Source organism: Allosphingosinicella sp., assembly GCF_036403745.1.
GTDB lineage: Bacteria > Pseudomonadota > Alphaproteobacteria > Sphingomonadales > Sphingomonadaceae > Allosphingosinicella.
Map to the genome: position 1 here is coordinate 20,139 of NZ_DASWQI010000045.1, position 13,335 is coordinate 33,473.

Sequence of the window (13,335 nt, forward strand, 5' to 3'; positions counted from 1 at the left end):
CCGTTCCCCCACAGCTAGAGCAAGCGGGGTTGAGCCTCAATGATGAAGCGTCCGGCGGACCGCCGCCGAATTCGATTCTCGTTCATAAGCAGCAACTTCACGTGGGGAGGCAGTGAGGATCTCTGGAGTGAGACGGCGGCGGTCTTGGCCGCCGCGGGCTATGATGTCCACGTCTACAAAAACCGGCTCAAGCGCTCCGAGGGGAATGTCGCCAGGCTTGTCGAAGTCGGCTGCCGCGTCACCGAGCTGGCCCGGTTCCCGTTTCTCCCGAACAAGGCCTATTCCGCCGTCGCGATGCTCGCGCACCGGCTGAGCATTGGCTATCAGGCGGTGCGGCTCTGGTCTTGCCTCAAACTGCGCCGGGCGCCGGACCTCGTCATTCTGTCGCAAGGCGGCAATCAGGACGGGTGGTTGCTCGGCTCTGTCTGCCGGCGGCTCAACCTGCCCTACGTCGTCGTCAGTCAGAAGGCGAGTGACCTCTACTGGCCTGATGATGCCTGGCTGCCGTGGGTGCAGGCGCTCTACACGGGCGCCGTCCACTGCTTTTTCGTTGCCGAGCACAATCGCCGGCTGACCGAAGAGCAGACCGGGCAGCCTATCCCGAACGCGTCGATCGTACGCAATCCCTTCAAGGTGCCCTGGGCGCAGCGTCATACGTGGCCGGCGCACCGCGAGGGAGCGCTGCGCCTGGCCTGCATCGGCCGTCTTTATGCAAAGGAAAAAGGCCAGGACATTCTGCTTCGTGTGCTGGCATTGGACAAATGGCGCCGGCGGGACGTCACCCTCTCCGTCTACGGAGCCGGCGAGCATCTTCGTGCGCTCAGCGGCATGGCGGAGCATCTCGATCTCGGAAACGTCGTCTTTCGGGGATATGTAAACGACATAGTCGGCGTCTGGGCGGAGCATCATGCCCTCGTCCTGGGGTCGCGTGCCGAGGGGCTACCGCTGGTCGTGGTCGAGGCGATGCTGAGCGGCCGCGTTCCCATCGTCACGGATGTTGCCGGAAACGCAGAGGTGATCGCCGACGGAGAGACCGGTTTCCTTGCCGCCGCACCGACCGAAGCCGCTATGGACGAGGCAATGGAGCGTGCGTGGCAGGCACGGGGAAATTTGGAGGCGATGGGCCTGCGCGCTGCGGCGGCGATCCGGGCGCTCGTTCCAGCTGATCCAGCGGCCGCCTTCGCCGATCAGCTCTTGGACATCGCCGACGCCGGCGTCCGTGGGGCCGGCCCTGTCAGCCGGAGCAGCGGCGCGCCCGGCGGGCACCATGACACGGTGGAGGATGCGCGCCTCTTCGGCTGAGCCTAGGATTGCTGGGCGCGCTGCTACCCGGCTGCCGTACGAAAGCTCTGCGCCGGCACCGGCGCGCCGCTCGAGCTGAACGCAGACCGGCCAATCTCCTTGGCGAACCAGCCGACGGTTGATTCCAGCCCCTCCTGCAGTGCCACCTTTGGCTGCCAGTCGAGCAGCGCTTGGGCGCGGCCGATGTCGGGGCGGCGGCGGCGGGGATCGTCCACCGGAAGCGGCCTGTTGACGATGCGCGATCGCGAGCCGGTCAGCGCCAGGACGCGGTCGATCAAGTCGCTGACGGTGAGCTCGACCGGGTTGCCCAGGTTGACCGGACCGTCGGTCACCCCGCTGTCCATCAGCCGCATCAATCCATCCACCAGGTCGGAAACGTAGCAAAAGCTGCGGGTCTGAGAGCCGTCGCCATAAACGGTGATGTCGTCGCCGGCGAGCGCCTGGCAGATGACGTTCGAGACGACGCGGCCGTCGTCGGCACGCATTCGAGGACCGTAAGTGTTGAAGATACGCGCCACCCGGACATCGGCGCGGCCTGCGCGCTGATAGTCGAAGGTCAGCGCCTCCGCCGCCCGCTTGCCCTGGTCGTAGCAGGCGCGGGGCCCGGTGCAGCTCGTCGAGCCGCGATAGCTTTCCGGCTGGGGGTGGACTTCGGGATCTCCATACACCTCGCTGGTGGAGGTCAGCAGGAAACGCGCCTGATTTTGCTCCGCCACGCGCAGCAGGTTCCGCGTGCCGACGACATTGGTCAGCATCGTATGCTCGGGGTCGCGCTGATAGTGGGCGGGCGAGCCGGCGCAGGCGAGATGGTAGACGTGGGTGAAGCGGATGGCATCGACCGCCGCAGGCACCCCGTCTATCACGTCGGCTTCGAAGAATTCGAAGCGGCTCTCGCTGTCGAGGTGGCGCAGGTTCTCGCGGGCGCTCGATATGAAATTGTCCACGCAGACGACGCGACCGCCGCGGGCCAGGATCGCATCGCACATATGCGATCCGATGAAGCCCGCGCCGCCGGTGACCAATGCGACCTGTTCCTTCTCGTCGTTCACGTCCGCTCCCTCTGATCTTCTTCCGCGACGGTAGCGACAGCACCGTACGCTGTCATACCACTCGAATTTCCATGAGGGTTGCACATGAACGGCGCAACAACGGAAGGCCTCCATTTGCCCCCGAATCGCTTAGGTTCCAGTCGCAGCTACCCTTCTTCAGATGGTCCGCTGTGGACCAGAAGAAGCTCCGGCGCTCGTCGGGGAGTCAGGACTTTTCTCGTTTCCGCGGCAGCCACGTAACGACGGACGGCCGATCCGCCGGCGACCCCGCTTCTGCCATCCGGACTGCGGTTAGGGTGTAATCGCGCGCCCATGCACCCTGACCAGTCCCGCCCGCCGTTTTCACCCGACAGCGGTCTGCTGGGAGATCAGGCGCAGGTGGTCACCTGCTCACGCTGTCTCCTGCGGCATTGCCTCCGGCGGAGGGCAGCGACCAGCAGCAAGCAGGTAAGTGGCGGAGCGGGAGGGATTCGAACCCTCGATACGGTTTTGCCGTATACTCACTTTCCAGGCGAGCGCCTTCGACCACTCGGCCACCGCTCCGCATGCTCTGGAAGCGGGCTCCTCTAATTGCCCGCGCCGGTCAGGGCAAGCCGCGAGGCCGCGTCGATGGCGCGGGCGAGGACGATGTCGAGCGCGGTGACGCCGCCGGCGCTGTGGGTGGAGAGGGCGATGTCGACCTTGTTCCAGCCGTTCGACCAGTCCGGATGATGGTCCATCTTCTCGGCGGCGAGGGCGACGCGGGTCATGAAGCCGAAGGCCTCCGAGAAATCGGCAAAGGCGAACTGGCGGCGGATGGCGCGGGCGTGGGCGTCGTAGCTCCAGCCCGGCAGGTCCTGGAGCGCCGCCTCGCGGTCGGCGTCGGTGAGCAGCGTCCTTTTCTCCATCGCCTCCTCCCTTTATGCCCTCGGGCCATGGCCGCAAGCGGAACCTATGCGCCCTCGGCGGCGGACATCGAGCGGCTCGCCGACGCGGCCATCGCGCGCATGCCCGGCCATTTCCGCCGCCATCTCGAAGGCGTCGTCCTGCGCGTCGACGATTTCGCGGAGGAGGCGGTGCTGGACGAGCTCGGCATCGAGGACCCGTTCGACCTCACCGGCCTCTACACCGGCCGGCCGATCGGCGAGCGTTCGTCGATGCTCTCGGGAGAGCTGCCGGCGATGATCCACCTCTACCGCCGGCCGCTGCTCGACGAATGGGCGGAGACCGGGGTGAGCCTCGAAGACCTCATCACCCACGTCATCGTCCACGAGGCGGGCCATCATTTCGGCTTCTCCGACGCCGACATGCACGCCATCGAGGACGCCGCCGGATGAGCGAGCCCACGCTGCTGCGGATGGAGCGGGTCGCGTGCCTGCGCGGCGGGCGGCTGCTGTTCGAGGGGCTGGACCTGGTGCTGGAGCGCGGCGAGGCGGCGCTGGTGACAGGGCCCAACGGCGCCGGCAAATCGAGCCTGATCCGGATCGCTGCCGGCCTGCTGCGTGCCTCTGCCGGCACCGTCGCTCGCGACGGCGAAGCGGCCCTGGCCGACGAAGGCCTGGCGCTGGACGCGAAGCTGCCGCTCGGCCGCGCCCTCGCTTTCTGGGCCAGGCTCGACGGCACCGCCCCCGGTGCCGCGATGGAGGCGATGGGCCTCACCCGCCTCGCCGCGGTCCCGGTGCGGATGCTCTCGACCGGCCAGCGCAAACGCGCGGCGCTGGCGCGGGTGATCGCGAGCGGCGCGCCGCTGTGGCTGCTCGACGAGCCGGCCAACGGCCTCGACACGGATGGCGAGCAGCGCCTCGCGGCAGCGATGGCGAATCACCTCGCCGGGGGCGGCGCCATCCTCGCCGCCTCCCACCAGCCGCTCGGCCTCGATGGGGCAAAGCGGGTGGCCCTGTGACCGCCCTCCTGCTGCGCGAACTGCGCCTCGCGGCCGCCGGCGGCAGCGCCTTGCTCCCGCTCCTCTTCTTCCTCCTGGTGGCCACCCTCTTCCCGTTCGCCGTCGGACCCGACGCCCCGCTCCTCGCCCGCACCGGCGGCGGCGCCTTGTGGATGGCGGCGCTCCTCGCCGCTTTGCTCCCCGTCGACCGTCTCGTCGAACCGGATCGCACGAGCGGCGTCCTCGACCAGCTCGCCGTGCGCGGCAGCCCCGAGGAACTGGTGGCGCTCGCTAAGCTGCTGGGCCATTGGCTGAGCTTCGGTCCGCCGCTGATGCTGGCCGCGCTCCCCGCCGCGGCCTTGCTCAAGCTTCCCGCCGACCTCCTCCTGCGCCTCGAGCTCGGCCTCCTCACCGGCACCCCCGGCCTCGCCGCGCTGACGCTGATGGTGGCGGCGCTGACGGCGGGTCTCCGCGCCACCGGCGCCCTCGCCGGCCTGCTGATGCTGCCGCTCGCGGTGCCGCTCCTCATCTTCGGCGCCGGCATGACCGAGCAAGGCGGCGGCATGGGCGCCGCCAAGCTCCTCGCTGCCGTCTCGCTGCTGCTTGTGGCGATCGCCCCCTTCGCCGCAGGCGCGGCGATACGGGCGGCCAGAGACTAACCTGCCTCCCCATCCGCAGGATGGGGAGGGGGGTGTAGGCGGGTCGGCAGTCCGGGGGGACTGCCGAGAGCCGGAACCGGCTGCGCAGCAGCCGCGGGCGAAGCTGGTGGAGGGGTATTTTCGTAGAGCAGCCAGGCTACTCAACCTCTTCGGGAGCGCGTGACTACCCCTCCACCACCTTCGGTGGTCCCCCTCCCCACGAGCTTCGCTCGCAGGGAGGCATAATCAATTCCGAGACCAGCGCGCGAAGATGGCGGTGGGGAGGAGCAGGCCGCGGGCCTCCTCCCGGACGGCCATGTCGCCGCATTCCACCCGTCCCGGCAGGTCGGCGAGCGCCTGGCGGAGGAGTTCGCCGATCGCCAGTGCCGACATCCGCACCGCGTAGACGGTGAGGACGAGGAAGCGGCTCTCCGCATCGAGCAGGCGCCGACAATCGGCGATGAGGCCCGGCAGGCCCTCCTCCAGCCGCCACACTTCCCCGGTCGGCCCACGGCCGAACTTGGGGGGATCGAGGATGATGCCGTCATAGCGCTTGCCGCGCCGCACCTCGCGGGCGGTGAACTTCACCGCGTCGTCGACCATCCAGCGGATCGGGCGGTCCGCCATTCCGGCGAGCCGCGCATTCTCCTTGCCCGCCTCGACCGATTTCTTCGAGGCATCGACATGGGTGAGCCGCGCGCCGGCAGCGCTCATCGCCAGCGTGCCCACGCCGGTATAGCCGAACAGGTTGAGCGCCTCCGTCCCCTCGCCGAGCCGCGCGCGCATCCACGCCCATTGGGGCGCCATGTCCGGGAAGAAAGCGAGGTGGCGAAACGGCGTCGCCTGGGCCCGGAAGCGAACGTCTTCCCAGCCGAGCTCCCAGCCGTCGCGCGGCACCGGCCGCTCGAAGGACCAGCGGCCCCCGCCTTCCTCGTCCGAGCCGGGGATGAACTCGCCGTCCGCGTCCCAGTCGGCGGAGGCGGGCGCCCACATTGCCTGCGGCTCCGGGCGGATGAAGCGGTAGCGGCCGTAGCGCTCCAGCTTGCGGCCATGGCCGGAATCGACGAGCCCGTAATCGGCCCACGGCTCGCCGACGAGCACCTCAAGCCCCCTCTCCCCTTCAGGGGAGGGGGTCGGGGAGAGGGGGTGTCGATGGTCAGGCGGCATGACGGCCCCTCTCCCAGCCTCTCCCCTGAAGGGGAGAGGAGTATCTCACGCCGCCCTCACGGCGGGAAAGCCGATGGTGGCGCGGGCGCGGGGGCCGGCGAGCATCGCCGCACCGGCGGCGCGGACGGCGTCCAGCGTCACCGCGTCGAGGGCTGCGACCACTTCGGACGGCTCGACGAGGCGGCTCCACACCGAAAGCTGGCGCGCCACGTAATGGGCCTGCCCCCAGGGGCTCTCCATCGACATGAGCAGGGCGGCGCGGGACTGGGTGCGGACGCGGTCGAGCTCGCGCTGGGTCACGTCCTCGGCGGCCTTGGCGATGACGTCCTCGATCAGCTGCGCGGCCGAGGCCGATTCGCGGCGTGCCGTGGCGGCGTAGGCGTAGAAGATGCCGGTGTCGGAATAAGGCTGGAGCGAGGCGTAGACGGAATAAGCCAGCCCGCGGTCCTCGCGCACCTGTTGGAAGAGGCGCGAAGACATCCCGCCGCCGACTGCATCGGCGAACAGGCGGGCGGCGAAATAGCCCGGGTCCCGCTGGGAGGGTGCCGGGAAGGCAAGGGTGAGGTGCGCCTGCTCGCTCGACATGCGGCTGACCCGGGTGCCGCCGGTGAAGCGCGCCGGAGCGGGATCGTCGATCGTCCCGGCGGGAAGCTCGGCGAAGTGCGCCCGGGCGAGCGCTACCAGCGCCTCATGCTCGACCCTCCCGGCGGCGACCAGCGCCAGGCTGCCGGCGCGGTAGCGGGCGCGGCGCCATTCGTGGAGGTCGTCTAGCCCGATCGCCTCGATACTGTCCTCGTCGCCGAGGACGGAGCGGCCGAGCGGCTGGTCGTCGAAGGCGGCGGACCAGAGGTCGTCGAAGATGATGTCGCTCGGCGTGTCGCGCGCCTCACCCAATTCCTGGAGCACGACCTCCTTCTCGCGCTCGAGATCGGCGGCGGCGAAGAGCGGGCGCTGGACGAGGTCGGCGATCATCTCGACCCCGAGCGGCACATGCTCGGCCATCACCGAGGCGGAGAAGCTGGTGCCGTCGCGGTCGGTTGCCGCGTTGAGCTCGCCCCCGACATCCTCGATCGTCTCGCTGATCTCGCGGGCCGAGCGGCCGCCGGCGCCCTTGAAGACCATATGCTCGAACAGATGGGCGATGCCGTTCAACCGCGCCGGCTCGTGGCGGGCGCCAGCATCGGCGTAGAGGCCGACCGCCGCGGTCTCGAGGCCCGGCATCTGGCGGCTGGCGACCCTGAGGCCGTTGGGGAGGATGGTGAGCTGCATGGGAGGCTCGCCAGATAGGCCAGCCCTCCCGCCGGTTCAACCGGACCGTGCCGGCTCCGCCTGCCGCCGCCGCACCGCGACGACGAAGATGATCGCGCCGGTGAGGGCGAACAGGAACCATTGGACCGCATAGGCGAAATGGTTGTTGGGGACGTCCGCCGGTGAGGTCGGCGTGCTCGGCTGGAGCCCCGGCGCCGGCTCGTCGGCGACGAGGCGGATGCGATGCTTGTGATCGGGCACGATGAGGCCGGCGACGGCGCCGCCCTTCCAGTCCCGATACTTCGGAGCCACCGACCAGCCGATGTCGACCTCCATGCCCGGCCCTTCGGCGCCGTTGGTGCGGCACGAGGCGATGTGGCTCCAGCCCGGATCGCCCTTCGGATTGTGCCCGACGACATCGCGCCAGGCGACCGGCTGCACGCAAAAGCCGGTGGCGCGGCGGTAGAGGAGTTCGCTGTCGTCCTTCGGCAGCAGCGCCGGCCAGGGCATGGCCGGCTTGTGCAGGTTCGCCTGGTAGGTGGCAATGAGCCCCGTCTTCCACGCCGCCCGGCGCAGCTGCCAGATGCCGAGCACGATCATCGCCGCCACGGCGAGGGCGACGAGGGCGGTGGCGACGACGGGAAAGCGCCTCATTCGCCGCCCACGATCCGGCCCTCACGGGCGCGGTTCCGATATTCGAGGATGAGCAGCAGCCCCTTCGAGAAGCGCAAGCCGCCGACGACCAGCACCGCCGTCAGCGGCACCCACAGCAGGATGTGGACCCAGAAGGGCGGACCCACCTTCAGCTCGAGAAGGATGGCGAGCAGCACGACGAGGCCGCCGACGAGGAAGATCAGGAAGGGCGCCGGTCCGTCGCCGACGTTGAAGCTCGAATAATCGAGCCCGCAGGCGCGGCAGCGGGGTGCGAAGGAGGCGACGCCGCTGAACAGGGTCTTCGCCCCGCATTGCGGACATTGCCCGCGGAGAGCAGCGAGGGCGGGAGAAACTTTCTCCCCTCCCGGGTTTCCGGGAGGGGCTGGGGGTGGGCCCTGCGGAGACGCACTGGTCATCGTAAAGAGCCCATCCCTCAATCCCCTCCCGGAACACCGGGAAGGGAGGTTTTTTCCGCTGGGATGCCTATCCCGCGACCGGCGCGCCCCAACCGCCCCAGACGTAGATGCAGACGAACAGGAACAGCCACACGACGTCGACGAAATGCCAGTACCAGGCGGCGGCTTCGAAGCCGAAATGCTGGCGCGGCGTGAAGTCGCCGCGAATCGAGCGGATCAGGCAGACGATCAGGAAGATCGTGCCGATGAGCACGTGCGCGCCGTGGAACCCCGTCGCCATGAAGAAGGCCGACGTGTAGACATTCTGTTTGAACGCGAACGGCGCGTGGGCATATTCCCAGGCCTGGATGCTGGTGAACAGCATGCCGAGCAGGATGGTGACGATGAGGCCCTGGATGAGGCCCTTGCGGTCGCCATGGATGAGCGAATGGTGCGCCCAGGTGACGGTGGTGCCCGAGCAGAGCAGGATGAGGGTGTTGAGGAGCGGGAAGCCGAACGGGTTCAGCACCTCCATGCCCTTGGGCGGCCAGACGCCGCCGATCGCATCGACGCTCGAGGGGAAGAGCGACGAATCGAACCACGCCCAGAACCAGGCGACGAAGAACATCACTTCCGAAGCGATGAACAGGATCATGCCGTAGCGCAGGTGCAGCTGGACGATCGGCGTATGGTCGCCCGCATGGGCTTCCTTGATGACGTCCGACCACCACAGGAACATGGTCGAGAGCACGCCGAGCAGGCCGAGCAGCAGCACCGGCGTTCCGCCGGCGACCGAATGCATCCACATCACCCCACCGCCGGTCAGCGCCAGCGCCGAGAAGGAGCCGATCAGCGGCCACGGGCTCGGGTTGAGGATGTGGTATTGGTGGTTCTTCGCTCCGGCCATCGCTTCCTCGTCTTCATTCCGGTCGCCCCAGCGGGCGACGGTGCTCTAGCTCCGCCCGCCGGGCTGGTCCACCGGGTAAAAGGTGTAGCTCAAGGTGATCTCGCTGATGTCCTTTGTGTCCGGGTCCTTGGCGAACGCCGGATCGACGTAGAAGATCACCGGCATGCGCGCTTCCTCGCCCGGCTTCAGGGTCTGCTCGGTGAAGCAGAAGCATTGGATCTTGCTGAAATATTTGGCCGCCTGGGTCGGCGACACGTTGAAGCTGGCGCGGCCGGTGATCGAGCGCGCGGTGAGGTTGCGGGCGAGGAAGATCGCCATCTGCCGGCCGCCGATCGGCACGATCTGCGTCGCCTTTTCCGGCCCGAAGCGCCACGGCAGCGACGGCGAGACGTTGGCGTCGAAACGGACGGAAACCGTCTTGCCGGCGACCACGCCCGGCGCCTGCTTGCCGATGGCGCGGCCGGGCGTGCCGTCGAAGCCTGTGACCTGGCAGAAGACGCGGTAGAGCGGCACGCTGGCGAAGGCGAGGCCGACCATCGCCGCGACGAGCAGCGCCATCAAGGCGGCCGTGCGGCCGTTCCTGCGCGTGGCGGCGCTCGCCACCGCGCTCACCGGTTGATCGACATCTTCGCGATGGTGATCGCGTAGACGAGGATCACGAAGGCGGCGAGCAGCACCGCCATGATGATCGCGCGGCCCTTCTGGCGGCGGCGGATCTCGGCGTCGGTCGGCGGGGTGAGGTCGTTGGGGCGGGTCGGTTCGGTCATGTCAGCCAGATCCTGTCGATCACCAGCGCTCCGAACACGCCGAAAAGGTAGAGGATGGAGAAAGCGAAGAGCTGCTTCTCGGGCTTCATCTGCGCCGGCTCGCTCCCCTTGTTGAGGAGTACGCGCACCGCGATGCCGACGAAGACCAGGCTGAAGGCGGCGGCGGTGATGCCGTAGAACGCGCCGGCGAGCCCGAGCGGCCACGGCGCCACGGCGGCGGCGGCCATCGGCAGCGAATAGAGCAGGATCTGCTGCCGCGTCACCTTCGCGCCCGACACGACCGGCAGCATCGGCACCCCGGCCGCGGCATAATCCGAGCGGACGAACAGCGACAGCGCCCAGAAATGCGGCGGCGTCCACAGGAAGATGAGCAGGAAGAGCAGCACCGGCAGAAGCGTGATGTGCCCCGTCGCGGCGGCCCAGCCGATGACCGGCGGGAAGGCCCCGGCGGCCCCGCCGATGACGATGTTCTGCGGCGTCCTGCGCTTCAGCCACACCGTGTAGACCAGCACGTAGAACAGGATCGACACCGCCAGCACCGCCGCAGCGACGCGGTTGATGGCCAGCTCCATCAGGATGACGGAGAAAAAGGAGAGGCCGACGCCGAAGTGCAAGGCGGCCTGCCGGTCCATCCGCCCCGCCGGGATCGGCCGCTTGGCAGTCCGCTTCATCTTCGCGTCGAGGTCTGCTTCGAACCACATGTTGAGCGCCGCCGCCGCGCCGGCGCCGAGCGCGATGCACAGGATGGCAGTGAAGCCGAGCACCGGATTGACCGGCACCCCCGCCGCCAGCATCCCGCACAGCCCCGTGAAGACGACGAGGCTCATCACCCGGGGCTTTGTCAGCGCCAGGAAATCGCGCCAATCGGCGGGGTAAGCGGGGGAAAGGTGGGCGGCGGCCATGGGAACGGGCGCCCTATAGTCCGGACGGAGCCGGAGCGGAAGCCGTCGCTTCGCTTCAGTGGAGTGCGAGCGGATGACCGACGAGCGCCCGGTCGCGGGTGAGCAGCCGCATCCCCTCGACCTGCGCCTGAACGAGCAGGAGTTCGTCGAATGGGTCCTTATGCGCCACTGGCACGTCCAACGGCGACGCAGCGTGCTCCGGCAGAAGCGCGAGGAAAGTCCAATTCATTGCCTGTCCGAACGCCATGACCGCGTCGGGGGAGGCAGGTCCTTTCCGCACCCCTTCCAGCGTGACGCGGTTCCACTTGAGCCGCAGCTCCCAGATGCTCACGGCTGAGCAGACGATCTCCACGTCTCGGCGGGCGACGAGAGCGCGCTCGGCATTCGAGACGCGGGCTTCGTTCGATGCGAGCCAGACGGCGAAGTGCGTGTCGAGCAGCAGCCTCACTCTTCGAGGCCGAGGACGCGGCGGCTGAATGCCGGATCGTCGAAATCGTCCGGGAGGATGATCTTGACTCCGGTCAGCCCGAGCCGCTCTCGGACTTCCGCAGTCTTCGCGAAGTCATGTCCGCCCCTCGGGCGTGCCGGGACCCACTCGACGACCGGTTTGCCGTGCCTGGTGATGACGACCCGCTCGCCGCCTTCCGCCGCAGATATCGCCTCCGCGAAGCGGGCCTTTGCCTCTCGTACCGAAAGTTCGAGCGCCATGAATTATCTCCGCCGCGAATTGTGACCTCATGTAGTCACAATTCGCGGGGGGAGCAAGATTGAGCGCCTCAATCGATCCGCGGGAGCGTCTCGAACTGGTGGAAGGGCGGCGGGCTCGACAGGGTCCATTCGAGCGTCGTCGCGCCTTCGCCCCAGGGATTGTCGGGCGCCTTGCGGCCGGCGAACAGCGACCACAGCACGTTCACGAAGAAGAAGACCATGCTGGCCGCCATGATGAAGAAGCCTATCGAGGCGACGTAATTCCAGTGCGCGTAGGCGTCCGTATAGTCCGACACGCGGCGCTGCATCCCCTCCATGCCGAGGAAGTGCATCGGGAAGAACAGGATGTTGACGCCGATGAAGAAGAACCAGAAGTGGAGCTGGCCCAGCACCTCGTTGTACATCCGGCCCGACATCTTCGCGAACCAGTAATAGAAGCCGGCGAAGAGCGAGAAGACCGCGCCCAGCGACAGCACGTAGTGGAAGTGCGCCACCACGTAATAGGTGTCCTGGAAGACGATATCGACGCCGCCGTTGGCGAGCACGACGCCGGTGACGCCGCCGACCGTGAACATGAAGATGAACCCCAAGGCCCACATCATCGGTGTCTCGAACGTGATCGAGCCGCCCCACATGGTCGCGATCCACGAGAAGATCTTGATGCCGGTCGGCACCGCGATCACCATCGTCGCCGCGGTGAAGTACATCTTGGTGTTCACGTCCATGCCGACGGTGAACATGTGGTGGGCCCAGACGACGAAGCCGATCACGCCGATCGCGACCATGGCATAGGCCATGCCGAGATAGCCGAAGACCGGCTTGCGGCTGAAGGTGGCGATCACCTGGCTGACCATGCCGAAGCCCGGCAGGATCATGATGTACACCTCCGGGTGGCCGAAGAACCAGAAGAGGTGCTGGTAGAGGATCGGATCGCCGCCGCCGGCCGCATCGAAGAAGTGCGTGCCGAAATTGCGGTCCGTCAGCAGCATGGTGATCGCGCCGGCGAGGACCGGGAGGGCGAGCAGCAGCAGGAAGACCGTGACGAGGATCGACCAGACGAACAGCGGCATCTTGTGCAGCGTCATGCCTGGCGCGCGCATGTTGAAGATGGTGGTGATGAAGTTGATCGCGCCGAGGATCGACGAGGCGCCCGCAAGGTGGAGCGAGAAGATCGCCATGTCGACGGCTGGCCCGGACGAGCCGGAGGTCGAGAGCGGGGCGTAGGCGGTCCAGCCGATGCCGGCGCCGTTGCCGGTGCCGCCGGAGACCTGGGTCGAGCCAAGCAGCAGCAGGAAGGCGGGGACGAGCAGCCAGAAGGAAATGTTGTTCATCCGCGGGAAGGCCATGTCCGGCGCGCCGATCATCAGCGGCACGAACCAGTTGCCGAAGCCGCCGATCATCGCCGGCATCACCATGAAGAACACCATGATCAGACCGTGGGCGGTGACGAGCACGTTCCACATGTGGGTCGCCTCGTCCTGCGTCGCGTGGGCGCCCGCCCAGCTCTGCAGATACTGGACGCCGGGATGCATCAGCTCGAGCCGCATCAGGCCCGAAATGGTGCCGCCGATGATGCCCGCGACGATCGCGAAGATGAGGTAGAGGGTGCCGATGTCCTTGTGGTTCGTCGACATGAACCAGCGCGCGAAGAAGCCGGGCTTGTGATCGGCATCGTGGTGCGCGTCATGCGCGTCGTGCGCGTGGAAATAGGCGGCGTTGGCGGTCGTATCGGTCATT

The 13,335-nt window shown here is 67.9% G+C and carries 17 protein-coding genes and 1 tRNA gene; 4 read left to right on the forward strand and 14 right to left on the reverse strand.

From position 1 onward, the window contains the following. Positions 1-39 precede the first annotated feature (39 nt). A complete protein-coding gene (locus VGC56_RS08440; protein ID WP_464124452.1) occupies positions 40-1,302 on the forward strand; it encodes a glycosyltransferase family 4 protein in 1,263 nt (420 codons plus the stop codon). A 23-nt stretch (positions 1,303-1,325) separates the two neighbouring features. On the opposite strand, the gene VGC56_RS08445 is transcribed toward VGC56_RS08440, so the two are convergent. From VGC56_RS08445 to VGC56_RS08455, 3 genes are all read right to left on the reverse strand, one after another. Beyond that, a complete protein-coding gene (locus VGC56_RS08445) occupies positions 1,326-2,351 on the reverse strand; it encodes a UDP-glucuronic acid decarboxylase family protein (RefSeq protein ID WP_464124453.1) in 1,026 nt (341 codons plus the stop codon). A 452-nt stretch (positions 2,352-2,803) separates the two neighbouring features. Further along, positions 2,804-2,894: transfer RNA gene (locus VGC56_RS08450), tRNA-Ser, on the reverse strand. A gap of 23 nt (positions 2,895-2,917) precedes the next feature. Further along, a complete protein-coding gene (locus VGC56_RS08455; protein WP_464124454.1) occupies positions 2,918-3,238 on the reverse strand; it encodes a 4a-hydroxytetrahydrobiopterin dehydratase in 321 nt (106 codons plus the stop codon). Positions 3,239-3,265: 27 nt separating this feature from the next. Between VGC56_RS08455 and VGC56_RS08460 the strand changes: the two genes are divergently transcribed. From VGC56_RS08460 to VGC56_RS08470, 3 genes are read left to right on the forward strand one after another with little or no spacing between them, the layout of a single operon-like run. Further along, positions 3,266-3,667, forward strand: coding sequence for a metallopeptidase family protein (locus VGC56_RS08460; RefSeq protein WP_464124455.1), 402 nt, complete (start codon positions 3,266-3,268; stop codon positions 3,665-3,667). Beyond that, the gene (gene ccmA, locus VGC56_RS08465; protein WP_464124456.1) at positions 3,664-4,233 is read left to right on the forward strand and encodes a heme ABC exporter ATP-binding protein CcmA; all 570 of its coding nucleotides are present in this window, start codon (positions 3,664-3,666) and stop codon (positions 4,231-4,233) included. Before VGC56_RS08460 ends, ccmA begins: the two co-directional genes overlap by 4 nt. After that, positions 4,230-4,871, forward strand: a complete 642-nt coding sequence (locus VGC56_RS08470; RefSeq protein WP_464124457.1) for a heme exporter protein CcmB — start codon at positions 4,230-4,232, stop codon at positions 4,869-4,871. Before ccmA ends, VGC56_RS08470 begins: the two co-directional genes overlap by 4 nt. Before the next feature lie 225 nt (positions 4,872-5,096). On the opposite strand, the gene VGC56_RS08475 is transcribed toward VGC56_RS08470, so the two are convergent. The 11 genes from VGC56_RS08475 to ctaD form a co-directional block, all read right to left on the reverse strand. Continuing rightward, positions 5,097-6,017, reverse strand: a complete 921-nt coding sequence (locus VGC56_RS08475) for a class I SAM-dependent methyltransferase (RefSeq protein ID WP_464124458.1) — start codon at positions 6,015-6,017, stop codon at positions 5,097-5,099. A 45-nt stretch (positions 6,018-6,062) separates the two neighbouring features. Then, positions 6,063-7,286 (reverse strand): M16 family metallopeptidase, encoded by a 1,224-nt coding sequence (locus tag VGC56_RS08480; protein ID WP_464124459.1) that lies wholly within the window; start codon positions 7,284-7,286, stop codon positions 6,063-6,065. A 36-nt stretch (positions 7,287-7,322) separates the two neighbouring features. Then, the gene (locus tag VGC56_RS08485; RefSeq protein ID WP_464124460.1) at positions 7,323-7,919 is read right to left on the reverse strand and encodes an SURF1 family protein; all 597 of its coding nucleotides are present in this window, start codon (positions 7,917-7,919) and stop codon (positions 7,323-7,325) included. Further along, positions 7,916-8,335 (reverse strand): DUF983 domain-containing protein, encoded by a 420-nt coding sequence (locus VGC56_RS08490; RefSeq protein WP_464124461.1) that lies wholly within the window; start codon positions 8,333-8,335, stop codon positions 7,916-7,918. The genes VGC56_RS08485 and VGC56_RS08490 overlap by 4 nt, the downstream gene beginning before the upstream one ends. A gap of 67 nt (positions 8,336-8,402) precedes the next feature. Beyond that, positions 8,403-9,221: a cytochrome c oxidase subunit 3 gene (locus tag VGC56_RS08495; RefSeq protein WP_464124462.1), complete on the reverse strand. Its 819-nt coding sequence runs from the start codon at positions 9,219-9,221 to the stop codon at positions 8,403-8,405. Positions 9,222-9,266: 45 nt separating this feature from the next. Beyond that, complete coding sequence (locus VGC56_RS08500) at positions 9,267-9,833, reverse strand: cytochrome c oxidase assembly protein (protein ID WP_464124463.1); 567 nt, start codon at positions 9,831-9,833, stop codon at positions 9,267-9,269. Then, a complete protein-coding gene (locus VGC56_RS08505; protein ID WP_464124464.1) occupies positions 9,830-9,988 on the reverse strand; it encodes a hypothetical protein in 159 nt (52 codons plus the stop codon). Before VGC56_RS08505 ends, VGC56_RS08500 begins: the two co-directional genes overlap by 4 nt. Next, positions 9,985-10,890: a heme o synthase gene (locus VGC56_RS08510; RefSeq protein WP_464124465.1), complete on the reverse strand. Its 906-nt coding sequence runs from the start codon at positions 10,888-10,890 to the stop codon at positions 9,985-9,987. The genes VGC56_RS08505 and VGC56_RS08510 overlap by 4 nt, the downstream gene beginning before the upstream one ends. 55 nt (positions 10,891-10,945) lie before the next feature. Then, a complete protein-coding gene (locus VGC56_RS08515) occupies positions 10,946-11,338 on the reverse strand; it encodes a type II toxin-antitoxin system VapC family toxin (protein ID WP_464124466.1) in 393 nt (130 codons plus the stop codon). Next, entirely contained in the window at positions 11,335-11,598 is a 264-nt protein-coding gene (locus VGC56_RS08520) for a type II toxin-antitoxin system Phd/YefM family antitoxin (RefSeq protein WP_464124467.1), read from the reverse strand. Before VGC56_RS08520 ends, VGC56_RS08515 begins: the two co-directional genes overlap by 4 nt. Before the next feature lie 68 nt (positions 11,599-11,666). Next, positions 11,667-13,334 (reverse strand): cytochrome c oxidase subunit I, encoded by a 1,668-nt coding sequence (gene ctaD / locus VGC56_RS08525; RefSeq protein WP_464124468.1) that lies wholly within the window; start codon positions 13,332-13,334, stop codon positions 11,667-11,669. Position 13,335 lies beyond the last annotated feature (1 nt).